The following is a 23,942-nucleotide window of genomic DNA, read 5'->3' as shown; positions in this document are numbered from 1 at the left end:
TCAGTTCCCCTGGAGCTTGTTCTCGAACAACGTCTGCTGGCGTCCGCGCAGTACGATGTCGAACTTGTAGGCGAGCATGTCGAGGGGCACCGCGGCGCCGAGATCGAGGGGGGCGATCAGCCGCTCGGCGGCCGAGCGGTCGGGGATGCCGAGCACCATCGGATCACGCCAGATCAGCGGGTCGCCCTCGAAGTACATCTGGGTGATGAGGCGCTGGGCGAAGCCGGTGCCGAACACCGAGAAGTGGATGTGCGCCGGGCGCCAGGAATTGAGGAAGTTGCGCCAGGGATAGGGCCCGGGCTTGATCGTGCGGAAGTAGTAGAACCCGTTCTCGTCGGTGATCGTCCGGCCGCACCCGCCGAAATTCGGGTCGATCGGCGCGAGGTAGCGGTCGTTGCGGTGGCGGTAGCGCCCGCCCGCATTGGCCTGCCAGAACTCGACCAGGGTGTGGGGGATGCCGCGGCCGTTCTCGTCGCGGACATGGCCGTGGACGAAGATCCGCTCGCCGATCGGCTCGCCCTCGCGGGCGTAGTTGAGGATCAGGTCGTTGTCGAGCGGGCCGAGCTCCGAGTGCCCGAAGGTCGGGCCGGTCACCTCCGACAGGGAGGATTGCAGCGACAGCATTGCCCGGCGCGGCGAGCGCAGCACGCTCGTCTTGTAGTCCGGCGTGAAGGCCGGCGGATGGATCGAGCGGTCCCTCTGCAGGAACTCGCTGTCGGCATGGGTCATCGCTTCCTCCTGGGGCTCCTTCGGGGCCCGTGACGGTCGTGCGAGGGTTGATCCTCGGTGGCTCTTGCGGCCCGGTCGTTCGACGCGCCCACGGAATTTATCACCGTCCCGGGGCCCGAGCCATTTTGAGGGTGTCGTCAGGACATCGCGTTATCCGGACGCCACTCGGGCCCGGCCGCCGAGCGCCCCGAGATACTCGGAGAAGGCACCGACCGAGGACAGGTCGGCGGCGGCGGCGAGCAGGTCCGGCGCGATGGCGTCGCGCTGCGCCTCGGTGAGGCGCAGGCTCGGACCGGCGACGCTGAGATTGCCGATCGCCCGGCCGGTCTGCGGATGCACGATGTTGGCCGCCATCGCGGCGGCGCCCGGGGTGTTGGTGTCCTGCACCCAGGCATAGCCGCGGGCGCGGGCCTCGTTCACCAGCGTCATCAGGGCGGCGACCGTGCGCGGCGCGTTGGGGCCGCACGTCTCGGGAGCACCTAGGCCCTGGCGCATCACCAGGCTCAAGGCCTCCTCGTCCGTGAGGCTGGCGAGCCACGCGATGCCGGTCGAGGTGGTGGAGAGCCGCGCCTCGGTGCCCATGTCGCCGTCGTAGCGCAGGCCGGTGCGGGCGCCCTGCGCCTTCGCCACCCAGACGAGGCGCGGGTAATCCACCACCGCGAGGCGGGCGAGTTCCCCGCTCAGATCCGCCAGCCGGTTGAGCACCGACTGGGCAATATCGACGACGCCGGTGCGCGAGAGATGCTTGAGGCCCAGCGTCGCGAACTTGGTGGTGAGCAGGTAGCGGCCGGTCTCGCCGTCCTGCACGACGTATTGATGCTCGGCGAGCTCGGCCAGGAGCCGGTGCGCGCCGCTCTTCGGGATATCCAGCGTCTCGGCGATGGTCTGGAGCGGGAGCCCCCGCGGATGGTTCGCGAGGAGTTCCACCAGGTCCAGGGCGCGCCGCAGCAGGGAGCCGGCCATCTGACGTGCTCGTGTCTCGCGCCCGCAAATCTGGAACGCAGTTCTGGATTTGAACTCAGTTCCGTTCTAAGTCAAGACTCGTGATGTGAGAGGGGAGACGGGGGCATGCGCGGCACGGGCCAGCGGGAGACCCTGATCGGCATCGCCCTGATGCTGAGCGCGGTGGCGGGCTTCGCCTCCATCGACGCCTCGGCGAAGTTCCTCAGCGGGACGATGAGCCCGATGCTGATCGTCGCCGTGCGCTACATCGTCAGCTTCGTCATCGTGGCGGTGGTACTCGCCGCGCGGCGCGACATCGTCGGGCTGATGCGCACGCGAAAGCCCGGGTTGCAGGTGCTGCGCTCCCTGTGCCTGGTGACCGCCACGATGTGCGCGTTCGTGGCGCTCCGCTACCTGCCGCTGCCGCAGGTGACCTCGATCACCTTCGCCTCGCCCCTGGTGGTGGCGCTGATCGCCGGGCCGCTCCTCGGCGAGCGGGTCGGCTGGCGGCGGACGATCGCGGTGCTGGTCGGGTTCTCGGGCGTTCTGGTGGTGAGCCGGCCGGGCGTGTCGGGCATGCACCCGGCGGCCTTGCTCGCGGTGGTGACCGCCCTCGTCAATGGAGTCTACATCGTGGTCACGCGGATGCTCGCCGCCCATGACCCGCCCGAGACGACGATGTTCTACACCGGTCTCGTCGGCTCGGTGCTGACGGCGCCGTTCCTGCCTTTCCTGTGGGAGACGCCATCAGAGCCCTCGATCTGGCTCGGGATCCTCTCGGTCGGCTTCTTCGGGGCGCTCGGGCACTGGCTCCTGATCCTCGCCCATCGCCGCGCCCCGGCCTCGACCCTCGCGCCCTTCGCCTATGCCCACCTGCTCTGGGCGGTGCTCCTCGGCTTCCTGATCTTCGGCCATCTGCCGGACCACTGGACGGTGATCGGCGGCGCGGTGGTGGCGGCCTCGGGGCTGTACCTGCTCTATCAGGAGCGCCCGCGGGTCGCGCCGCCGGGGGAGGAGGGGGCGGTGTGACGCCGCCCGCCGCAGGGCTGTTCGCGGACAGGAAGAAGCGCTGATTCCCCCTCTCCCCGTGGGCGGGGAGAGGGGAAGGCCCGTGTCTCTTGTTTACCCGTACAGCCTCACGCCCGCCGCGCCAGCGCCAGGAAGTCCTCGACCTCCGCTTCCGTCGTCGAGAAGGCGGTGATCAGGCGGATCATCCGCTCGCCCTCGCGCACGGCCTCACCCTCGGGCAGGCTGCGGCTCGCCCAGTCGTAATAGATCGCGCCGCCCCGGCGGAGAGCCGCGTCGAGCCCGGCCGGCAGGATCGGGAAGAGCTCGTTGCCCTGAACGGGCCAGGCCAGGCGCACGCCGGGGATCTCGGACAGGCCCGCGGCGAGGCGCGCCGCCATCCGATTGGCGTGGGCGGCGTTCTTCAGCCAGTGGTCGCCGTCGAGATAGGCGTCGAGCTGGGCGGCGAGGAAACGGCCCTTCGACAGGATGTGGCCGGCGCGCTTGCGGCGGAATTCCAGCGTCTCGGCGAGGTCGGGACGGAAGACCAGGATCGCCTCGGCGGCGAGCGCGCCGTTCTTGCTCGCCCCGAACGAGAGGACGTCGATGCCGGCGCGCCAGGTCATCTCGGCGGGTGAGCAGCCCAAGGACTGGAGCGCGTTGGCGAAGCGCGCCCCGTCCATGTGGACGGTGAGCCCGTGGGCATGGGCGATGCGGCTCAGGGTCGTGATCTCCTCGACCGTGTAGACCTGCCCGCTCTCGGTGAGCTGCGACAGGGTGAGCGCGCGGGGCGGCATCTGCTTCACGTGCCGGGTCAGGCCGGACAGGAATCCGTCCAGGGTATCCGGCGCGATCTTGCCGCCTGCGCCCGGCAGGCCGTGCAGCTTGGCGCCGTGGGTGTAGAATTCCGGCGCGCCGCACTCGTCCTCCATGACGTGCGCCTCCTCGTGGCACAGGCAGAGGCCGAAGGGCGGCACCATCACGGAGAGCGCGAGCGCGTTGGCCGCGGTGCCGGTGGCAACCGGGAACACTGCGAGGTCGGCATGGTCGAACAGCCCGCGGAAGCGCGGGGTGAGCCCGAGCGTCAGCGGGTCGGCGCCATAGGCCGGCATCGCCCCGCCATTGTGGCGCACGATCGCCTCCAGAACCGGAGCGCTCGCCCCCACCACGTTGTCGCTCGCGAAGTTCATCGGCCTGCAAGTCCCTCGATCATGCTCCCGGCCATCATGGCGGGCGGGGCCGGCCGGGGCGAGGCACGCCGACTCATGACCGTCATGTCTTGAGGGTCATACGGTACCGCCGCGGGGGAAAGATGCGCAGCCTCTCCCGGTTTCGGTGTTTCATTGCCGATCCCGGCCGCGAAACGCAAGAAAAGCACAAGCCCGGACCGAATGGCCTCTTGCTGGAGCGGTTGAAATCTGGCAGGTTCCGCGAGTTAGGACAGTACCGCTGTCCCATTTTCCCGGTCGGGCCCCGCGCCCCCGGGTCGCAAGGGCGCTGGCTTGTGGCTTGCACGACGGCCAAACGAGATACCAAACGCGCCGCCATTCGGGCGGTGCGGGCGCACGCCGGCTGACACCAGCCTGCCGGGCGCTCGCGAGGTGCGGGCGCTCCCTTCGCGAGACGCGACCGACCCTCCCGCGGACTAAAAGAACACAGGCGGCGGCCGTGCCCTCGGCTCGCACGCCCGCGGCGCCCCTGCGGCTGTCCGCGCCACTTCGCCCGCCCGTGACGGTGGGCTAGCCTGCCGCTGAGGCAGACCTGTCTGCCCCAGAGGCAGGCACTTTTCTACGGCCGGAGCGCCCGGCCCCTTCGACGCAGACCAGCACGCTCGCCCGCGAGCCAGTGATGAAGACCGGACCTTGGGAGACCAGACGATGAGCGGCACGGATCAGTCCCAACAGACCACCCGCGGGCAGGCCGTCCCCGCCCTCGTCGTGCGCGATCCGGCGCTGCCGGCGCGCCAGGGCCTCTACAACCCCGGCAACGAGAAGGATGCCTGCGGCGTCGGCTTCATCGCCGACATGCACAACCGGCAGAGCCACGCCATCGTCCAGCAGGGCTTGCAGATCCTCGAGAACCTCGACCATCGCGGCGCCGTCGGCGCCGACCCGAAGATGGGCGACGGCTGCGGCATCCTGGTGCAGGTCCCGCACGGCTTTTTCGCGGCGGAGGCCGAGCGCCTCGGCATCGCGCTGCCGGAGGCCGGCCATTACGGCGTCGGCCAGCTCTACATGCCGCAGGACGAGGAGGGCTTTAAGGTCGTCGAGGGAATCGTCGAGAAGGCGATCGCCGACGAGGGCCTGACGCTGCTTGGGTGGCGCGACGTGCCGGTCGATTCGAGCGACCTCGGCGAGAGCGTGCGGCTGAGCGAGCCGCGCCACCGCCAGGTGTTCATCGGCCGCCCGGCCTCCAGCGCCGACCAGGACGCCTTCGAGCGCCGGCTGTTCCTCGTCCGCAAGGTGATCTCGAACGCCGTCTACACCCTCAAGGACGAGCGGCTGAAGGAGTTCTACCCGGTCTCGCTGTCCTCGCGCACCATCGTCTACAAGGGCATGGTGCTGGTGAACCAGCTCGGCCACTACTACCTCGACCTGAAGGACGAGCGCTTCGTCTCGGCGCTGGCGCTCGTGCACCAGCGCTTCGCCACCAACACCTTCCCGACCTGGCGCCTGTCGCACCCCTACCGGATGGTGGCGCATAACGGCGAGATCAACACGCTGCGCGGCAACGTGAACTGGATGGCGGCGCGCCAGGCCAGCGTCGATTCGGAGCTGTTCGGCAACGACATCTCGAAGCTCTGGCCGATCTCCTACGAGGGACAGTCCGACACCGCCTGCTTCGACAACGCGCTCGAGTTCCTCGTCCAGGGCGGCTACCCGCTCGCCCACGCGATGATGATGCTCGTGCCCGAGGCGTGGGCCGGCAACCCGCTGATGAGCGACGAGCAGCGTGCCTTCTACGAGTACCACGCCGCCCTGATGGAGCCGTGGGACGGCCCGGCCGCTTTGTGCTTCACCGACGGCCGCCAGATCGGCGCCACCCTCGACCGCAACGGCCTGCGCCCCGCCCGCTATCTCGTCACCGATGACGGGCTCGTCGTGCTCGCCTCCGAGATGGGCGTGCTGCCGATTCCGGACGAGAAGATCGTCTCGTCCTGGCGCCTGCAGCCCGGCCGGATGCTGCTGATCGACCTGGAGAAGGGCCGCATCGTCTCCAACGAGGAGATCAAGAGCGAGCTTGCCGCCGCCCACCCCTACAAGGAGTGGCTGAAGCGCACCCAGATCGTGCTCGAGGACCTGCGCCCGGTGCAGCCGCGCGAGTCGCGCACCGACGTGTCGCTGCTCGATCGCCAGCAGGCCTTCGGCTACACCCAGGAAGATCTCAAGCTCCTGATGCAGCCGATGGCCGTGACCGGCCAGGAGGCGGTCGGCTCGATGGGCACGGACACGCCGCTCTCGGCGCTCTCCGACAAGCCGAAGCTGCTCTACACCTACTTCAAGCAGAACTTCGCGCAGGTGACGAACCCGCCGATCGATCCGATCCGCGAGGAGGCCGTGATGAGCCTCGTCTCGTTCATCGGGCCGCGGCCGAACATCCTCGACCTCGAGGGCACCTCGCGCAAGAAGCGCCTCGAGGTGCGCCAGCCGATCCTGACCAACGCGGACCTGGAGAAGATCCGCTGCATCGGCCATTTCGAGGACCGCTTCGACACCAAGACTCTCGACATCACCTATCCGGCCGAGACCGGCGCGCAGGCGATGGAGGGCGCCCTCGACCGTCTCTGCGACCGCGCCGAGGCGGCGGTGCGCGGCGGCTACAACATCATCGTGCTGTCCGACCGCGCCGTCGGCCCGGACCGGATCCCGATCCCGGCTTTGCTCGCCACCGCCGCAGTGCATAACTACCTGATCCGCAAAGGACTTCGGACCTCGGTCGGGCTCGTGCTCGAATCGGGTGAGCCGCGCGAGGTGCACCACTTCGCGTGTCTCGCCGGCTACGGCGCCGAGGCGATCAACCCCTACCTCGCCTTCGAGACGCTGATCGCGATGAAGGACGAGTTGCCGCCCGAGCTGACCGACGACGAGATCGTCTATCGCTACATTAAGTCGATCGACAAGGGTCTGCTCAAGGTCATGTCCAAGATGGGCATCTCGACCTACCAGTCCTATTGCGGCGCGCAGATCTTCGACGCGATCGGGTTGAACTCGGCCTTCGTCGAGCGCGACTTCTTCGGCACGGCCACCACCATCGAAGGCGTCGGCATGGCCGAGATCGCCGAGGAGACGGTGCGTCGCCACCGCGACGCCTTCGGCGACGCGCCGGTCTACCGCACCGCCCTCGATGTCGGCGGCGAATACGCCTACCGCCTGCGCGGCGAGGCCCATACCTGGACGCCCGACACCGTCGCGACGCTCCAGCACGCCGTGCGGCTCAACCTGCCGGACCGCTACCGGGCGTTCGCCAAGATGGTGAACGAGCAGGAGAACCACCTCAAGACGATCCGCGGCCTGTTCCGGATCAAGAGCGCGGCCGAGATCGGCCGGACCCCGGTCGAGATCGACGCGGTCGAGCCGGCGGCCGAGATCGTGAAGCGCTTCGCCACCGGCGCGATGTCCTACGGCTCGATCTCGAAGGAGGCGCACGAGACCCTGGCGATCGCCGTGAACTCCTTCGGCGGCCGCTCGAACTCGGGCGAGGGCGGCGAGGAGCGCGAGCGCTACCGGCCGCTGCCGGACGGCCGCTCGCGCCGCTCGGCGATCAAGCAGGTGGCGTCCGGCCGCTTCGGCGTCACGGCGGAGTATCTCGTCAACGCCGACATGATGCAGATCAAGGTGGCGCAGGGTGCCAAGCCCGGCGAGGGCGGCCAGCTGCCCGGCCACAAGGTCGACGCCAAGATCGCCAAGGTCCGCCACTCGACCCCGGGCGTCGGCCTGATCTCGCCGCCGCCGCACCACGACATCTACTCGATCGAGGACCTGGCTCAGCTGATCTTCGACCTCAAGAACGTCAACCCGGCGGCCGATGTGTCGGTCAAGCTGGTGGCGGAGGTCGGCGTCGGCACGGTGGCGGCCGGCGTCGCCAAGGCGCGCGCCGACCACATCACGATCTCGGGCTTCGACGGCGGCACGGGCGCGGCGCCGCTCACCTCGATCAAGCATGCCGGCGGTCCCTGGGAGATCGGGCTGGCCGAGACCCAGCAGACGCTGGTGCTCAACCACCTGCGCGGCCGGGTGGCGCTCCAGGCCGATGGCGGCATCCGCACCGGCCGGGACGTGCTGATCGCGGCGCTGCTCGGCGCCGACCAGTTCGGCTTCTCGACCGCGCCGCTCATCGCGGCCGGCTGCATCATGATGCGCAAGTGCCACCTCAACACCTGCCCGGTCGGCGTCGCGACCCAGGACCCGGTGCTGCGCAAGCGCTTCAAGGGCACGCCCGAGCACGTCATCAACTACTTCTTCTTCGTGGCCGAAGAGGTGCGCGAGCTGATGGCGTCCCTCGGCGTCACCAAGCTCGACGACCTGATCGGGCGCTCGGAGTACCTCGACAAGCTCGCGGCGATCTCGCACTGGAAGGCCAAGGGCCTCGACTTCACCCGGCTGTTCCACAAGCCGGACGTGCCGGAGACGGTCGCGCTTCGCCACGTCGAGACCCAGAAGCACCCGATCGACCAGGTCCTCGACCGGCGGCTCCTCTCGGCCATCGGCGACGCGATCGAGACCGGCGCGGCGGTGACCGTCGAGGACGTGATCCGCAACTCCGACCGGGCCGCGGGGGCGATGCTCTCCGGCGCCGTCGCCAAGGCGCACGGCCACGAGGGGCTTCCCGACGACACCCTGACGGTGAAGCTCACCGGCACCGCCGGCCAGAGCTTCGGCGCCTGGCTCGCCGCCGGCGTGACGCTCAGCCTGACCGGCCACGCCAACGACTATGTCGGCAAGGGCCTGTCAGGCGGCAAGCTGATCATCCGTCCCTCGGATGCGCTCGGCTCGCCGTCGGACCGCACCATCATGGTCGGCAACACCGTGCTCTACGGCGCCATCGCCGGCGAGGCCTACATCCGCGGCGCGGCCGGCGAGCGCTTCGCGGTGCGCAACTCGGGCGCCATCGCGGTGGTCGAGGGGATGGGCGACCACGGCTGCGAGTACATGACCGGCGGCGTCGTCGTGTCGATCGGCGAGACCGGGCGCAACTTCGCGGCCGGCATGTCGGGCGGCATCGCCTACGTGCTCGACGAGGACGGGTCCTTCGCCAAGCGCTGCAACCTGTCGATGGTCGATCTCGAGCCGGTCGAGGAGGAGGACGAGTTCATGCGCCGCTTCCACCAGGACGGCGACCTGGAGACCAAGGGGCGCATCGACATCCTGGCCGACATGTCGGGCCACGACGAGGAACGCCTCGTCGGGCTCATCAACAACCACCTGAAGTATACCGGCTCGGTGCGCGCCAAGGCGATCATCGACAACTGGGACACCTACCGCACCAAGTTCGTGAAGGTGATGCCGGTCGAGTACCGGCGGGCGCTGCGCGAGATGGAGCGGGCCCGGATGCCGGTGGCGGCGGAGTAGCGCCGACCTGAACCCTCCCCCCTCTGCGGGGGAGGGTGCCCCGCGGAGCGGGGCGGGAGAGGGGCAGCGCGACGCTGCTTCAGATGGCGCCTGTCATGATGGTCGCGACCTTTCCGGGGGCGGCGTCCCCTCTCCCGCAGGGGGGGAGGGTTGGGGTGGCGCCTTAACGAACGATCGGAGACGCACGGAGAAACCGCGGTGAAGGTCTACGGCGACACGATGTCGGGCAACTGCCTGAAGGTGCGGTACGTCGCCGATCACCTCGGGCTCGCCTATGAGTGGATCCCGATCGACATCCTGCGGGGCGAGACGCGCACCGCCGATTACCTCGCCCGCTTCCCCGCCGGACAGGTGCCGGGCGTCGAGTTCCCCGATGGTCGCTGCCTCGCCCAATCGAACGCGATCATCCGCCACCTCGCCCGCGGCTCGTCCCTGCTGCCGGACGATCCGTGGATCCAGGCCAAGATCGACGAGTGGCTGTTCTGGGAGCAGTACAGCCACGAGCCGACCATCGCGGTCTGCCGCTTCCACATGCGCTACCGGGGCGAACCGGCCGAGACCCGCGATCCGAGACGGGTGGCGGGCGGCGAGGCCGCCCTCGACCTCATGGAGCGACACTTGACCGCCGCCGACTGGTTCGTCGGCGACGCCGTCAGCATCGCGGACGTCGCATTGTTCGCCTATACGCAATTCGCCGACGAGGGCGGATTCGATCTCTCGGGCCGGCCCGCGATCCGGGCCTGGCTCACCCGTTGCGGGGACGCGCTCCCCACATCCGCCACCGTCGCCGGGGTCGCTTAAGACCCGCCGCCGGCCCGATCACTTCACGAACTGAGCACTCCACCGATGGGCAAGGTCACAGGCTTCCTCGAATTCGACCGGCAGGAGCAGAAGTATCAGCTCGCGGCCGACCGCGTGCGCCACTTCCTCGAATTCACCCTGCCGCTCGACGAGCACGACCTGAAGAAGCAGGCGGCGCGCTGCATGGATTGCGGCATCCCGTTCTGCCACGGCCCGACCGGCTGCCCGGTCCACAACCAGATCCCGGACTGGAACGACCTCGTCTACAATGCGGATTGGGAGGAGGCGGCGCGCAACCTGCACTCCACCAACAATTTCCCGGAGTTCACCGGCCGCATCTGCCCCGCACCCTGCGAGGAGGCCTGCACCCTCAACCTCGAGAACCAGCCGGTGGCGATCAAGACCATCGAGCAGGCGATCGCCGACAAGGCCTGGAGCATGGGCTGGGTCGTGCCTGAGCCGGCCGAGGTGAAGACCGGCAAGAAGGTGGCGGTCATCGGCTCCGGCCCGGCCGGCCTCGCGGCGGCCCAGCAGCTCGCCCGCGTCGGCCACGACGTCCACGTCTTCGAGCGCGAGCCGAAGGCCGGCGGCCTGCTCCGCTACGGCATCCCCGACTTCAAGATGGAGAAGCGCCACATCGACCGCCGGGTGCGGCAGATGGAGGCCGAGGGCGTGCAGTTCCATTACGGCGTCAACGTCGGCGTCACCCGCTCCTTCGCCAGCCTGCACAACGAGTTCGACGCCGTGCTGTTCGCCGGCGGCGCCGAGGCCCCGCGCGATCCCGGCCTGCCGGGTCAGGAGCTCGAGGGCGTACACTTCGCCATGCCGTACCTCGTCCAGTCGAACCGCCGCGTCGGTCAGGAGACCGCCACGGCCGAGGAGCCGATCCTCGCCGCCGGCAAGAACGTGGTGGTGATCGGCGGCGGCGACACCGCGTCGGACTGCGTCGGCACCGCCTTCCGCCAGGGCGCGCTCTCGGTCACCCAGCTCGACATCCGCCCGCGCCCGCCGGAGCGCGAGGACAAGCTGACCGTGTGGCCCTATTGGGCGACCAAGATGCGCACCTCGTCGAGCCAGGCGGAGGGAGCGGAGCGCGAGTTCCAGGCCGCGACCCTGCGCATCGAGGGCAACAAGAAGGGCAAGGTGAAGGGCGTCGTCTGCGCCCGGGTCGACGAGGCGAGGAAGCCCATCGCCGGCTCCGAGTTCCTGCTGCCCGCCGACCTCGTCTTCATGGCGATCGGCTTTGCCGGTCCGGTGGCGAAGGGCCTGATCGAGGAATCCGGCGTCGCCCGCGACAAGCGCGGCAACGTTCTGGCCGACGACACCCAGTACCGCACCTCGAACGACAAGGTGTGGGTGGCGGGCGACATGCGCCGCGGCCAGTCCCTGGTGGTCTGGGCGATCCGCGAGGGCCGGCAGGCGGCGCGGGCCATCGACGAAGCGCTGATGGGAGCGACGACCCTGCCGCTCTAACGGCGGGGTCCTCTGCGGGATCTTGTGGGCGGGGAGATCTCCCCGCCGGGCCAGGTTCGATCGTCGATGACGGGATCCGCTCCATCCGGGGCGGGTCCCGTCGTCGTTCAGGCGCCAAGCCAAGCAGGGGAGAGCCAGACCCGCAAGATTTCGAATCCTATGCCGTCGCGGCTGCCGCTCACCCCACAGCTTTACATTTTGTATCTATTCTAATTCATAAAGTGGAGATCGAGTGATCGACGGTCGATATCCTGCCACGAACAGTGCGACAGGTGCTCCAAAGTCACACTGATGGCGATTGCGACCAGGGCTGGAGCCGTTCCAAACCTTGCTCCAATGTGACGATTGATCGGGGAACGCTGCGCAATTACGCCGCGGGAAGTCCAAATCCGCTGTCCGAGGTTCCCGTGCGTTCTACCACTTGCCCCGCGAACCGACGTCGGTCGCCGCTGCTCGTCGCTCTGCTCGCGGGTGCGGCGCCGATCCTCGGGGCTGGCGGCGCGGGGGCGCAGGAATCCGGCGAGGCCATCGCCCTCGACACCATCACGGTCGCCGGTCCGTCGCAGCCCGCGGGAATTCCACCATTCGCCGAGACCGCCACCGGTCCGGTGCAGGGCTACCGCGCCACCCGCAGCGCCACCGCAACGAAGACTGACACGCCGCTGCGCGACATCCCGCAGACCGTCAATGTCGTGCCCCGCGAGGTCCTGGTCGACCGCCAGGAGACCCGGCTCACCGACGCGCTGCTCAACGTCAGCAACGTTCAGCCGGGCGGCACCATCCAGGGCCGCAGCGACACCTTCATCATCCGCGGCTTCCGGACCCAGACCTACGCCATCGACGGCGTGTTCATGAACCAAGCCAGCAACTTCTACCCGGTTCAGCGCGATCTCGCCGATGTTGAGAGGATCGAGGTGCTGAAAGGGCCGGCCTCGGTGCTCTACGGCCGCGGCGATCCGGGCGGCGTCATCAACATCGTCACCCGTCAGCCGAGCCTGGTGCCGACGGCGGATGCCAGCATCCAGGGCGGCAGTTTCGGCTTCCGGCGGGTCCAGGGCTCGGCGTCGGGCCCGGTGCCGGGCGTCGACGGGGTGGCGGCCCGCCTCAGCTTCGGGACGCAAGTCGATCCGACCTTCCGAGACCTCGCCGGGCGCGACAATTCCCGCTTCTTCATCGCCCCGGCACTGACCTGGAACCCGAGCCCGGACACCCGGGTCTCGTTCATCGGTGAGTTCACCCGGCAGGACACGGTCTACGACGAGGGCCTGATCGCCCGGAACGGGCGGGTGCCGCTCGACAACATCTCGCGCTACTACGGCGAGCCGTTCTCGCGCTACAATGCCAACGCGAATTTCGGCACGCTGAAAGTCGAGCACGACTTCAACGAGCACCTCATGCTGCGTCAGGTGCTCAATGCCCAGAGCGGCAGCTTCGACGCGATCGCGGCCCGCGCCACCGGCATCTCGGCCAACGGGCTCACGGTCACGCGCCGCACCACCGCCGCGACCTCGACTTACGCCTCCGTCGACAGCCAGACCGAGTTGGTGGCCAAGTTCGACTTCCTCGGCCTGCGCCACACCACGCTGCTCGGCGTCGAGTACTTCAACGGCTACCGGCGGGCAGTGACCACGCAGGGGGCGCTCTCCTCGGTAAGCTTCCTCAATCCCGTCCCCGGCCTCGCGCTGCCAGGCGCGCTGTCGCTGCAGAGCGATCTCAAGCAGAAAAACGAACTGACCGGGCTCTACGCCCAGGATCAGATCGATCTCGGCTACGGCCTGCAGCTCCTGCTCGGCGTGCGCTACGACACCGGCACGCAGTTCTATTTCAGCCGCACGCCGACCTCGCGCACGATCCCGCCCGACCAGGAGTTGTCGGGTGTGTCGCCGCGGGTCGGGCTGATCTACCGTGTGGTCGAGCCGCTGGCGCTCTACGCGAGCTACACGACCTCGTTCAAGCCGCAGACCGCGAACGTCTTCAACGCCGCCAACCCGCCGCCCGAGACCGGCGAGCAGATCGAGGTCGGCACCCGCTTCGACTTCACGCCGGACCTGAGCCTGACCGCCTCGGTGTTCGACATCACCCGCAACAACGTCGCGGCGAACGATCCGGTCAATACCGGCTTCTCGATCATCACCGGGCAGCAGCGCTCGAAGGGCGTCGAGGCCGATCTCGCCGGGACGATCCTGCCGGGTTGGAAGGTCATCGGCGGTGTCGGCTACACTGATGCCCGGGTGACGCGTGATACGACTATCCCGGTCGGCAACCGGCTCGAGGCGGCGCCGCTATTCAGTGGCAGCGTCTGGACGACGTACCAGGTCCAGGAGGGCGTCTGGCGCGGCCTCGGCGTCGGCGCCGGCCTGACCTATGTCGGCTCGCGCTTCGGCGACATCACCAACACCTACAAGGTCGGGGCCTATACCCGCGTCGATGCGGCCGTGTTCTACGACCTCAACGAGCACGCCCGATTCTCGTTGAATTTAAAGAATTTGACCAACGCGCGCTACATCGAGCAGCCGTTCAATCAGTTCAACAACCTGCCGGGGGCCCCGTTCTCGGTGCTGGCGACGCTCACGGCGCGGCTGTAGAACGCCGTCACCCCCGCGGCCAGCGGAAATCGTCGGCCCGGCCGGGCTGGGGCGGGGGGGCCGCGCCGCGTGTCAGGCTGCGCTCCAGGGTGTAGCCGGTGTCGCGGTCGATCCGTGGCCGGCCGGTGACGAGCTGACCGCCCGGCGCGACGTCGTTGCGGGTCAGCGGCAGGACCGGGCCGGCGGCGGGCTTCACCGGCAGGGCCGGGATGCCCGGCGGCTCCGGCAGGCTCGGCAGCATCGCAGTGATGAGCCGGTCGATCGCCGCGTCGTCGTCGAGCTTGGCCTCGCCCACCGCCGGCGGTGGCGCGTCCGGGGCCAGGGGCGAGACGGCGTCCGGCAGCGCCGGGGCGCCGGTCGTCGCCTCGAGCAGCCGCTTGATCTCGACGTCGGCGAAGTGGGCCGCCTTGCGGGCGCCGGCCTGGGTGAAGTGCACGCCGTCGGAGGTCCGCAGGCGCGCCTGCTGCCCTTCGAGGTCCGGCCCGTTCGCGGCGTAGCGGTTGTTCTCGTCGACGAAGGCCGGCCAGATATCGACGTAGACGCCGCCCGCCCGCTGCACCCGATCGCGAAAGATCTCGTTGAGCGAGGTGATGTCGGCCGACAGGGTATCGCTCTTCATCGGCGGTTCGCCGACCCATACCACCGGCACCTTGCGGTCGGTGAAGACCTTCAGGAGCGCGTCGACCCGCTCGCGGTAGAGCGCGCGCCAGCGCTCGCTCAGGGGCTCGATCGTCTGGTCGCCGTCGCGCAAGGCCTGGCGATCGTTGGCGCCGACCATCACCACCGCGTAGGACACCTTCGGGTTGGACTTGAGATAGTCCTCCGCCGCCTTCGGCCAGTCGACCACGTCCTTGCGCACGAGGCCGCTGTCGCCCTTGGCGCGGCGGATCACCACCACCTCCGGGTTCGCTTCGTAGACCGTGTCGAGGCCCTGGCCCAGCAGCTCGGCGAGGGAATCACCGAACACCGCGATCTGCGTGCGCGGATCGGTCTTCGGCTTCGGGGCGGCGGGCTTGGCCACGACCGGGGCCGGGCGGGGCTTGGGTCGCTGCACCGAGCGACCCTCGCGGCTATGCACCACCTCGCGCTCCCGCCGCGGACGGGGGGTGCGGTAGGCGCCGCGATAGGCGGGCCGGCCGGGATCCTGCGCCTGGGGCTGCGCCGAGGGGCGGTCCTCCCAGGGCCAGTAGAACTGCCGCTGCGGCTCGGGCGCAGGCGCGGGCCGGTACGCCGGAGCGCGGCGGTAGCCGTAGCCGTCGTCATAATACTGCGCTCGGGCCGCCTCAGGCAGGCCAAGGCCTGCGAGCAGGCTCCAGAGGACGACGTGCGACAGCGTCCTTCCCGTCGGCCACCCCATCCGCATCGTCCCCGGCTTCGTCCGCATCCTCATGGCCATCCTCATGGCCATCCTCATGGCGATGAGTATAGCGCGGCAACCGGCTCCGGCCCACCCGGCACATCCGCGGGCCGGCGCGTTCGCCACCCGTCAAGGTTAGGGGATGATGAATGGAAGTGTAAAAGCTCCATTCAGCATTGCAGAACATCGCCGACGCCAGAAGAGGTGACCGGGCGCGGTGACGACCGGCCGTTAAGCAGCTCAGGCCGATGATGTGTTCCAGGCGAGCGACGGATTACAACACGTCGCCGCACGACAGGCGGGTGCTTTCAGATGTTTCGGACGATACGGCGGCTGGGGTTCCAGGCCGCGCTCATCCTCGCGATCGGGTCTGGCGTCCTTCTGAGCCGGGGCGGCCGCGAGGCCGCAGCCCTCACCTTACGCCCGGCGCTCGACCCGGCGCCGATCACCGCGCCGATGGTGCGGCCGGTCGCCCCGGCACCGGCGCCGGGCGTGCGTGTGGTGCTGGCGCTGCCCTGGACGAATGGCAGCGCCGAGCTGGCGAGCGCGGTTCTGGCTACCCGGTACGGGGCCGGTCTCAGCGATTCGCCGTGACGACCGGCGACACCGCCCGGCCGAGGGAGACCCAGCGCACGCTCTCGTCCCCCTCGCGCTTGATGAAGGTGTAACCTGTCTTGTGCCAGGGCAGCACGGCGCTGGTCTTGTTGTCGAGGACCAGATCGCCGCGGTCGGTGCGCAGCATCAGCACGGCGTGGCCCTCGCCCTTCTCGTCGATCACCACCGTCATCCGCATCGCGCGCCGCGGCAGCCCGGCCTGGGCGAGCAGCTTGCGCTTGAGCAGCTGGAAGTCCTCGCAATCGCCCGAGCCGTCCTCGGCCAGGTCCCAGCGGTCCGGCACGCCCCAGTGCTCCTGGTCGGTGACGGCGCGCAGGCTGGTGTTGACCTGCCGGTTGATGCCGGTGACCGTCTGCCACAGCCGCGGCGTCAGCGTCACCTGCGCCGGCTCGCCGGCATCCACCGCGCATTCCGACCCGTAGCGGGTACAGAACTCGACCCAGGCCGGGACCGGCCGGGCCTCGCCGACGGCAGCGGCCGGAAGGGTGACGGCCGGGAGCCCCGCCAGGGTCTGGCTGCCCGCCCCGCTCACCGAAGCCAGCAGCCCGGCAGCCACGGCCAGGGCCTGCGCGATTCCAATTCCGCCCTTGCGACCCGCGATACGCATCCGACCCGCACCCGCAACCGTTAAGCTCTCGTTAACGAATTGGTCGCACGCCGGGTCCGCGAGGGCAACGGCCGAGTTAAGAAAAGGTTAACGTCTGTTCACAGGCCGGTGCGGGCTCGGCTCACACCCGCCGGAGCGAGAGCGCGGCGATCGCGGCGGCGCCGAGCAGCGTCGCCGCGACCGGGGTCGCCGAGCCGTCGTGCCACGTGGCGACCACGAGCGTGAACAGGGCGCCGAGCGCCATCTGCATGAAGCCGTAGAGGCTCGAGGCCGAGCCGGCCGCGTGGGGATCGACGTTCATCAGGCCCGCCACCGCGTTCGGCCCGAGGAGCCCGATGCCGACCGCGTAGAGCACGAGGGGCGCGAGCAGCGTCACCACCGTGAGATGCCCGCTGAGGTCGATCGCCAGCAGCGCCAGGGCCGCGGCGAGGCAGAGGCCGTTGCCGATCCGGGCCGCCCGCTGAATCGGCATCCGCCCGGCCAGGCGCCCGGCCGCTGCCGATCCGGCCACCATCCCCGCCACCACGATCAGGCAATCGAGCCCGACCTCCTGCGACGAGCGGCCGAGCCGGTCGACGAGGAGGAACGGCGCCACCGCCAGGAAGGCGTAGAGGCTGGTGCCGGCGCAGGCCCCGGCGAGCAGGTAGGCCCGGTAGGTCGAGTTGCGCAGGAGGCGCACGTAAGCCCCCGCGACGGCACCGATGCCCGGCAGCGCGACCAGCCGCCGATTGGTCTCCGGCAGGGTCAGCACCACGAGCGCGCCGAGGACGGCCACCACCGCCGCCAGCACCACGAACACCGCCCGCCAGCCGAAGGCGCCGGCGACGAGGCCGCCGATCGCCGGCGCCAGGGCCGGGGTCAGCGTCATCGCCATGGTCAGGATCGCGATCTTGCGGGCGGCATCCGCGGAGGTCGAGACGTCCCGCACCATCGCCCGGCCGAGCACCAGCGAGCCGCAGGCCCCGAGCGACTGCAGCACCCGGGCGACGATCAGCACCTCGATCGAGGGGGCGGGGATCGCCAGGAGGAGCCCCGCGAGGTAGAGCGACAGGCCGGCGATCAGCACCGGGCGACGGCCGAACCGGTCCGAGAGCGGCCCGTAGACCAGCTGCCCGCAGGCGAGGCCGACGAGGTAGAGGGTGATCGTCAGCTGCGCCGCGACCGGTGTGGTGCCGAGATCGGCCGCCGCCGCCGCGAGGGCGGGCACGAAGATGTGCAGGGCCACCGTCCCGGTCATGGTCACGGCGACGAGAAGCGGCAGCGACGCTCGTCCATGAGGCGAAGAGGCCGGGCGAGGCGAGGATGCGTGGTGAGGCGGGCAGGCTTGATCCTGAGCTTCGCCGGAACGCCTCGGTGACATCGTCATGACTCGGTCCGCTCACGGTCCTTCAGGGGCTCATTCTCTGTAAGGCGATGCCGACCGCACGAGGCATGCCGGTCGGGAATGGCTGAGCCCAGCCGTGACCGCCGCTTGTCCGGGCGCTCACCCGTTCGGAGCGGGTCGCTCATCACATCTGAGTGAGACGATCCATCTTGTTTGTCTGCGAACGAGCAGGACAATAATCAGACTTTCACGGCGCTGCGAGCGGGGGCGCGGCAGCCGCGACGCGACCCCGGGCACCGTGCTCGGGGGCAGGAGGTGCCGATGTCCGATGGCGTGTTCGATTCCGGCCGCCAGCCGAACCCCTCTCGCGGCGATGACGACGCTGTCTCGGCCGAGAGCCTGTCGATCCGCCGGCTGCGCGAGATCGAGGCCCTGCTCGGGATCTCGATCGATCCGGTCCCCGGCCCCGGGGTGGAGCGTGACGGTGACAGGAGCTTCGAGCGGCAGGCGGTCGACCTCCTGCGCACCTTCAACCGGATCACGGATCCCGAGGCCCGCCGCGAGGTGCTGCGCCTCGTCGCGGCGGCGGCGGCGCGCCAGGGCAGGAGTTGAAGGCTGGGCGCCGAGGCGGGGCGCCCGAGACAGGCCGCCGATGCGCGCGGCGGCCGGGCGCCGTGCGACACCGACGCCGTGATCCGCAGCGCGAACCGGTGGTGAGGTCATCCGTTGCCCGGGGCTGCCGCCCGCGAGAGGCGGCTTCGGGCAGGAGGCTCCCCGATGCGAGGGACATTCATCGCGGCTTCGATTCTGGTGCCGCTCGCCGCAACCGCCGCTGCGGCCACGCCCTGCGCGGAGCAGATTGCCACGATCGAGCGCCGGCTCGAGAGCCCCGGTGCCGCAGCGGTGACCGGCGACGCGCCGACGACGCGAGGCTCGCCCAAGGAGGCCTTACCCAAGGAGGCCTCACCCAAGGCTCTGGCTGCCCCGCCGGCGGGAAAGCCGAGCGATCCCGCGACCGCGCCGCAGGCCGGCCGGATCGCCGAGGCGCGCGGCCTGATCGCCACGGCGCGCGACCAGGACCGCGCCGGCAACGCCCAGGCCTGCAACGACACGATGACCCGTGCCAAGGAGCTGATCGGCGCGCTGCCCTGACCGCCGCAGGGCGCCTGTCCCGGAACCAGCAGATCCTCAGGCTTGCCAAGCTCTCGGAAGACGGTCCCGCCCTCAGAAGGTTTCCCGCAGGCGCCGGATCGTCCCCACCCAGTCGCGCGGGCTCAGGCCGGGCGCCGCCGCGACCGGATGCAGGCCCTCGCGGGCGAGGCGGCGGGCGTCCCGCGGGGTCATGGCAAACCGGGCCCGGAACGAGCGGCTGAAATGCGTCTCGCTGGCGAAGCCGCTGCGATAGGCCACCTGCGCGATGCTGGTGCGCCCGTCATCCGGCCGGCTCAGGGCCGTGAAGGCCCGGTCGAGCCGGCGCCCGGCGATGTAGGCCATGACGCCGCCGTCGAAGCCGAACAGCCGGTACAGGGTCGCCCGCGACACCCGGCAGGCCGCCGCGATGCCGGCGGGGCTCAGGGTCGGGTCGTCAAGGTACTGGTCGATATGCGCGCAGATCCGCTCGTGGGCGCTGGCGCTCGCCGCCGCGCGCACGAGCGGATCGGCCTCCCGCAAGTCGCTGCCCGAGAGCAGCAGGCAGAGCGCGTCGAGGGCCGCGCTCGCCTCCCGCGGGGAGAGGGACCCGGCATGCTCGGCCAGGCTGCGCAGGTGGCTCCCGATCACCGTCGCGAGGGCGCTGCCCCGGCCGATCGCGCGCCCATGCAGGTCGTGCGACCCGGCGATCGGCAGGCGGTCCCGCGGCAGGATCAGCGTGAGGTTGGAGAAATCCGTCGCCCGCGTGCGCAGGGTGCGGTTGAGGTCGAGGACGTTGATGTCCCCGGCCGCGACCGAGACCGCCCGCTCGCCGCAGAGCCCCTCGAAGCCGCCGCTGACGTAATGCTGGATCACGACATGGTCCCAGCCGGAGCTGCGGACGTCGCCCATGCTGCGCTCGAAGGATTGCGCCCGCGACGTCGCGGTCGTCAGCAGGGCGTCGGAGACCGGGACCGCCTGCACCTCGGCCCGGAAGCCGGCGGCCGATTCCTCGTCGAGGCTGACCCGGAAGAGAGGCTGCACCAGGTCGTGCCAGAGGGCGAATTGCTGCTCGGCTTCGAGGCGCTCGAGCATCAAGTCCGTCGCCGCGTTCTCCGCCATCGCGTCAGCGTCCACCGCCCGGCCTGGTGCCGCTGTCGCATCCTGCGAGGATGAACGCGGCCTCTCGTGAGTTGAGGCGTGCATGTTCGACATGAACGCCCGTCGAGTGCGTCGAAAGTACCGTCGCGGGAAAGTCGAAATGAGACAAACCCGTTTCAGCAATGCACAAAAAAGGATGGGCACGCGGAAGCGCTGCGTCAATGCCAAAACGCCGGGTGTCGTCGTCATTCACGCGACGCGATCAAGTTGTGCTCACGAGGACACGGGCGGTCAGGATATGGGGGAGCGCAGGTCGGCGCCGCACCCCGATGGAAGAGCGCGTCCCCGACGGCGCAGCGCTGGTCTGTCCGGACAGTTTCCGACGATGTGGAGACCAATTCGTCGCAGACGATGCGGCAAAATCAAAAGACTGGAGCGGCGTCCGATTTCAGGGCGATCGGACGCCGCTCCATGCAGACTTGCGCTGGCAGGCCCACGCGTCCGCCGCTTGGCTTCTTGTCTTGTCGCAGATTTCCGTTGCGAAACCGGCGACCGCTTTTGCGAGATCCGCTCGGGCCTACCAGGTGGCAGTGAGCCCGGCCGAGAACAGATGGGCGTCGGCCCGGGCCCGGATCTCGCCGGTATAGCCCGCCTGCAGGGCGAAGCCGGGCGCGATCTCGCCGCTCAGGCTCGCGCCCAGCACGGCGCCATCGCGGGCGAGCCGGCTGGTCGCCGCCGAGAAGCCGGTTCCGAACAGGCGGGACTGCACCAGGGCCGTCGTGTCGGCGAGCTCGTGCGCCCAGTAGGCCCGCAGGTCGAACCGCAGGGGGGCGGCGCCGGGAAGCACGACGTCCGAGGCCAGGCGGGCGCCCAGGAGGGACCGCAGGGCGTTGACGTCGCGGGTCGCCGCCGAGAGCCCGGCCGCTCCCGCCTCGGCGACCCGCCCGCGGCCGAGGTAATCGTAGGAGAGCCCCGCCTCCGGGATCACCGCCGTGCCGGGGATCCCGGCGGCGATGCGGGTGCCGGCGAAGGCCGAGGCGCCGGCATTCGGGCCGGAGAGCGACCCGCTCACGCTGCGCTGCAGGCTGCCGACCGCGATGTCGCGGGTGATGCGGCCGGTCGTGATGCCGCCGCTGACGGTGCCGCGCAGCTCGATCGCCTCGACGCGCGTCATGCCGTAGAGCGTGCCGCCGTAGCTGTCGTTGCTGAACCGGCCGAGGTCGCGGACGGCACCGTTCGAGCTGCCTTCGCCGCGCAGGTAGGTGAAGGCGCCGCCGACCAGGGTGGTCGCGGAGACCTGCCGGTCGAGGCCGAGGATGACGCCGCCGGCGTCGAAGCCCGCGCCGCCGGCCGCAGCGTCCCGGCTGCGGGTGCCGAAGCCGTAGACGGCATCACCCCAGAACCGTCCCTCGCCCACCGCGAGCGCCGCCGTGGCGGCACCGGGCTTCGCCCGCAGGTCGAGATTCGGGCCGAGCCCGGCGCCGCCACGGCCGGCCGATACGCTGACGCCGAGCCCGGTGCCGAGGGTGAGGTGCCGGTCGAGGGCCGCCCCGGCGAGGCGCCGGGCGGAGAGGTCGGCCATCACGGCGTCGCCGTAGGTCTGACCGGACAGGCTGGCGAGTGCGCCCGGCAGCGACGCGGGCGTGCTGGCGTAAAGCGCGTCGTAGAGGGGAGCGCGCAGGGCGTCGGGTCGGGTGCCGGCGTCCGGACGCGCCGCGTCGAGGGCGGCGCCCACCGCCCGTTCGTTGCCGGTCTGCCGCAGGCCGACCGCCTGGAGCGCCGCGTAGCGGGCCGGCGTCACCACGAGGTCGAGGCCGGTCGCGCGGTAGAGCGCGTCGAAGCGGGTGCCGGCGGCGAGGCCGCTCGTCGGCTGGGCCAGTCCCGCGAAGGAGCCGGACAGGCCCGCTGCGGCGCCGAGCACCCCGAACCGGGTGCCGAGGGCCGGCGTGTAGGCGTTCGAGGCGTCGCCCGTGATGCCGCGCAGGATCGGCACCAGAGCGCCGCCGGCCGCCACCGTGGCGGTGGTGCCGGTCGCCAGCAGGCGGGAATGGCTGCCGGCGCCGCTGCCGGTCCGGGTCCCGTCGATGTCGAGGGCGAGCAGGCTGTCGGGCCCGAAGGCCACCGGGCCGGCCACCGTCAGGGTGCCGGGGGAGTTGCCCGGGCGCACGATGCCGTTGCTGGCGAGCGAGGAGGCGATGCGGCCGGTGCCGCGCAGGGTCCCGTCGTACTCGACGATCACCGGCGAGGTCACCGACCCGTTGAGCACCAGGGTGCCGCCGAGCACCTCGGTCGCGCCCTCGTACTGGTTGGCCCCGGCGAGTTCCAGGATGCCGGCGCCCCGCTTCACCAGGCCGCCCGGACCGCCGATCGGGTTGGCGAAGCGGCCATAATAGCCGTGGGTGTCGACGTCCCAGGTCGAGGTGAACAGGCCCGGGCCGTCGACGGCGCGGCCGAGATTCAGGAGGCCCCAGCCGTAGATCTCCGGATCGCCGAGGTCGGTGGCCGTCGTGAGCAGCGTCTGGGCGAGTTGCGGCGCGGTCATGAACGGGAAGGCCTGGCGCAGCACCGCGGCGGCGCCGGCGACCTGCGGGGCCGCGAAGGAGGTGCCGAACTTGAACTCGTAGTCGGAGCCGTTCGGGGCGGTCCCCAGCGGCACCGTCGTCCCGACCATCGAGCCAACCGCCGCCATGCACCAGTTGGCCGCGACGCCGCAGCGGTTGCTGTAGGGCGCGATCGTGGCGTCCTTGTCGACGGCGACGACGGTGATGAGCGACTTGGAGAGCTGTGAGAAGTCGCTGTCCTCGTCATCCGCCTCGATCGGGAACTCTCTTCCCTCTCCATCCACCAAGCGGTAGTCGCCGCTCCTCGCGGTCGATGGCTTGATGAACGGAAACAGCGACATGCCCGTCGGGTTCTTCGCGATGATCGGCTGGTCGATGCCGTCATTGCCCGCAGCGGCGATCACGAGCATGCCGCCATCCATCGCCTTCTTCAGGCTGGTGGAGGTCCTGTATAGATCGCCGACATTGATGTCATAGATCTCGAGTTCTTTGTAATCGGGGTTTGGCGAGCCGTTGGGCAGCCGCTTCTGTGGAAATCCCGGTCCGTAACTCGCGTTGAGGATGCGGACGCCCTGATCGGCGGCGTACGAGAGCGCCGCGGCCGTGTCGCGGTTGCTCCCCGTGGCCCTCAGGGCCATGATCTCGGCGTCGAAGGCGACGCCGTGGATCTTCTGTCCGGTCCGGGCCGCCGCGACCACGCCCGCCACGGCCGTCCCGTGGCCCTGGTCCTCCGGCTGGAGGTTGTCGCGGACATCGCCCGGGTTGCTGCCGCCGATGTCGAAGTTGCGCGACAGGCCGGAGATCCGCCCGTCGAACTTCGGATGGTTCGCGTCGATGCCGGAATCCACCACCGCGACCGTCTCGCCGGCGCCCGTGAAGCCCCGCGCATAGGCCGCCGCGGCGTTCATCGACGGGAGGCCGTATTGCAGCTTGTATTCCGGCGTCTCGAAATCGACGGCGCTGAGGCCGATCGTCGATGGCGAGATCAGCGGGCGCTGCGCGGCGAGGTCCGAGTTCGCGATGCGGGCGAAGGCCGGCAGCGGGCCCGCCTCGGCCGCCCGGCCAGGATCGTTCCAAGCCGTGAGCGCGATGGCGGACAGGCCGGCGAGCAGGGGAGCGCGATGGCGCAGCATGACCGAAAACCT

16 protein-coding genes are annotated in these 23,942 nt (G+C 70.1%); 8 read left to right on the top strand and 8 right to left on the bottom strand.

Translation table 11 applies throughout. From position 1 onward, the window contains the following. Both pcaH and MFF64_RS10195 read right to left on the bottom strand, forming a co-directional pair. Positions 1-729, bottom strand: coding sequence for a protocatechuate 3,4-dioxygenase subunit beta (gene pcaH, locus MFF64_RS10200; RefSeq protein ID WP_099908693.1), 729 nt, complete (start codon positions 727-729; stop codon positions 1-3). Positions 730-879: 150 nt separating this feature from the next. After that, positions 880-1,692 carry an IclR family transcriptional regulator gene (locus MFF64_RS10195; RefSeq protein WP_099908695.1) on the bottom strand — a complete coding sequence of 271 codons (813 nt, stop codon included), beginning with the start codon at positions 1,690-1,692 and terminating at the stop codon, positions 880-882. Between the two features lie 105 nt (positions 1,693-1,797). Between MFF64_RS10195 and MFF64_RS10190 the strand changes: the two genes are divergently transcribed. Then, positions 1,798-2,700, top strand: a complete 903-nt coding sequence (locus MFF64_RS10190) for a DMT family transporter (RefSeq protein WP_099908697.1) — start codon at positions 1,798-1,800, stop codon at positions 2,698-2,700. Positions 2,701-2,807: 107 nt separating this feature from the next. Here the strand turns inward: MFF64_RS10190 and MFF64_RS10185 are convergent, their stop codons facing one another. Continuing rightward, positions 2,808-3,866 carry a threonine aldolase family protein gene (locus MFF64_RS10185; RefSeq protein ID WP_099908698.1) on the bottom strand — a complete coding sequence of 353 codons (1,059 nt, stop codon included), beginning with the start codon at positions 3,864-3,866 and terminating at the stop codon, positions 2,808-2,810. Between the two features lie 687 nt (positions 3,867-4,553). Between MFF64_RS10185 and gltB the strand changes: the two genes are divergently transcribed. The 4 genes from gltB (at position 4,554) to MFF64_RS10165 (ending at position 14,104) form a co-directional block, all read left to right on the top strand. After that, positions 4,554-9,245: a glutamate synthase large subunit gene (gene gltB, locus MFF64_RS10180; RefSeq protein ID WP_238190643.1), complete on the top strand. Its 4,692-nt coding sequence runs from the start codon at positions 4,554-4,556 to the stop codon at positions 9,243-9,245. A gap of 198 nt (positions 9,246-9,443) precedes the next feature. Then, positions 9,444-10,046: a glutathione S-transferase family protein gene (locus MFF64_RS10175; RefSeq protein WP_099906337.1), complete on the top strand. Its 603-nt coding sequence runs from the start codon at positions 9,444-9,446 to the stop codon at positions 10,044-10,046. Positions 10,047-10,091: 45 nt separating this feature from the next. Beyond that, entirely contained in the window at positions 10,092-11,519 is a 1,428-nt protein-coding gene (locus MFF64_RS10170; protein ID WP_099906339.1) for a glutamate synthase subunit beta, read from the top strand. A gap of 407 nt (positions 11,520-11,926) precedes the next feature. Beyond that, positions 11,927-14,104: a TonB-dependent siderophore receptor gene (locus MFF64_RS10165; RefSeq protein ID WP_099906341.1), complete on the top strand. Its 2,178-nt coding sequence runs from the start codon at positions 11,927-11,929 to the stop codon at positions 14,102-14,104. A gap of 7 nt (positions 14,105-14,111) precedes the next feature. Here MFF64_RS10165 and MFF64_RS10160 read toward each other — a convergent pair whose 3' ends face one another. After that, the gene (locus MFF64_RS10160; RefSeq protein WP_099906345.1) at positions 14,112-15,488 is read right to left on the bottom strand and encodes an SGNH/GDSL hydrolase family protein; all 1,377 of its coding nucleotides are present in this window, start codon (positions 15,486-15,488) and stop codon (positions 14,112-14,114) included. 285 nt (positions 15,489-15,773) lie between these two features. Between MFF64_RS10160 and MFF64_RS10155 the strand changes: the two genes are divergently transcribed. Beyond that, positions 15,774-16,055: a hypothetical protein gene (locus tag MFF64_RS10155; RefSeq protein WP_099906343.1), complete on the top strand. Its 282-nt coding sequence runs from the start codon at positions 15,774-15,776 to the stop codon at positions 16,053-16,055. Here the strand turns inward: MFF64_RS10155 and MFF64_RS10150 are convergent. Together MFF64_RS10150 and MFF64_RS10145 are read right to left on the bottom strand one after the other, a co-directional pair. Continuing rightward, a complete protein-coding gene (locus tag MFF64_RS10150) occupies positions 16,039-16,683 on the bottom strand; it encodes a transglutaminase-like cysteine peptidase (protein ID WP_238190640.1) in 645 nt (214 codons plus the stop codon). The genes MFF64_RS10155 and MFF64_RS10150 overlap by 17 nt on opposite strands. A gap of 121 nt (positions 16,684-16,804) precedes the next feature. Continuing rightward, positions 16,805-18,043, bottom strand: a complete 1,239-nt coding sequence (locus MFF64_RS10145; protein WP_099900324.1) for a multidrug effflux MFS transporter — start codon at positions 18,041-18,043, stop codon at positions 16,805-16,807. Positions 18,044-18,328: 285 nt separating this feature from the next. Here MFF64_RS10145 and MFF64_RS10140 point away from each other — a divergent pair, with 285 nt between their 5' ends. Together MFF64_RS10140 and MFF64_RS10135 are read left to right on the top strand one after the other, a co-directional pair. Further along, complete coding sequence (locus MFF64_RS10140) at positions 18,329-18,619, top strand: hypothetical protein (protein WP_099900322.1); 291 nt, start codon at positions 18,329-18,331, stop codon at positions 18,617-18,619. Between the two features lie 165 nt (positions 18,620-18,784). Continuing rightward, positions 18,785-19,159, top strand: coding sequence for a hypothetical protein (locus tag MFF64_RS10135; protein WP_099900320.1), 375 nt, complete (start codon positions 18,785-18,787; stop codon positions 19,157-19,159). 72 nt (positions 19,160-19,231) lie between these two features. Here MFF64_RS10135 and MFF64_RS10130 read toward each other — a convergent pair whose 3' ends face one another. Both MFF64_RS10130 and MFF64_RS10125 read right to left on the bottom strand, forming a co-directional pair. Further along, positions 19,232-20,257, bottom strand: coding sequence for a helix-turn-helix domain-containing protein (locus MFF64_RS10130; RefSeq protein ID WP_238190638.1), 1,026 nt, complete (start codon positions 20,255-20,257; stop codon positions 19,232-19,234). 556 nt (positions 20,258-20,813) lie between these two features. After that, positions 20,814-23,930 carry a S8 family serine peptidase gene (locus MFF64_RS10125; RefSeq protein ID WP_238190636.1) on the bottom strand — a complete coding sequence of 1,039 codons (3,117 nt, stop codon included), beginning with the start codon at positions 23,928-23,930 and terminating at the stop codon, positions 20,814-20,816. Positions 23,931-23,942: the final 12 nt, after the last annotated feature.

The organism is Methylobacterium frigidaeris (assembly GCF_022179185.1).
GTDB classification, from domain to species: Bacteria; Pseudomonadota; Alphaproteobacteria; order Rhizobiales; family Beijerinckiaceae; genus Methylobacterium; species Methylobacterium frigidaeris.
Note: the sequence above shows the minus strand (reverse complement) of the source record. Positions and strands in the feature narration are given on the sequence as shown.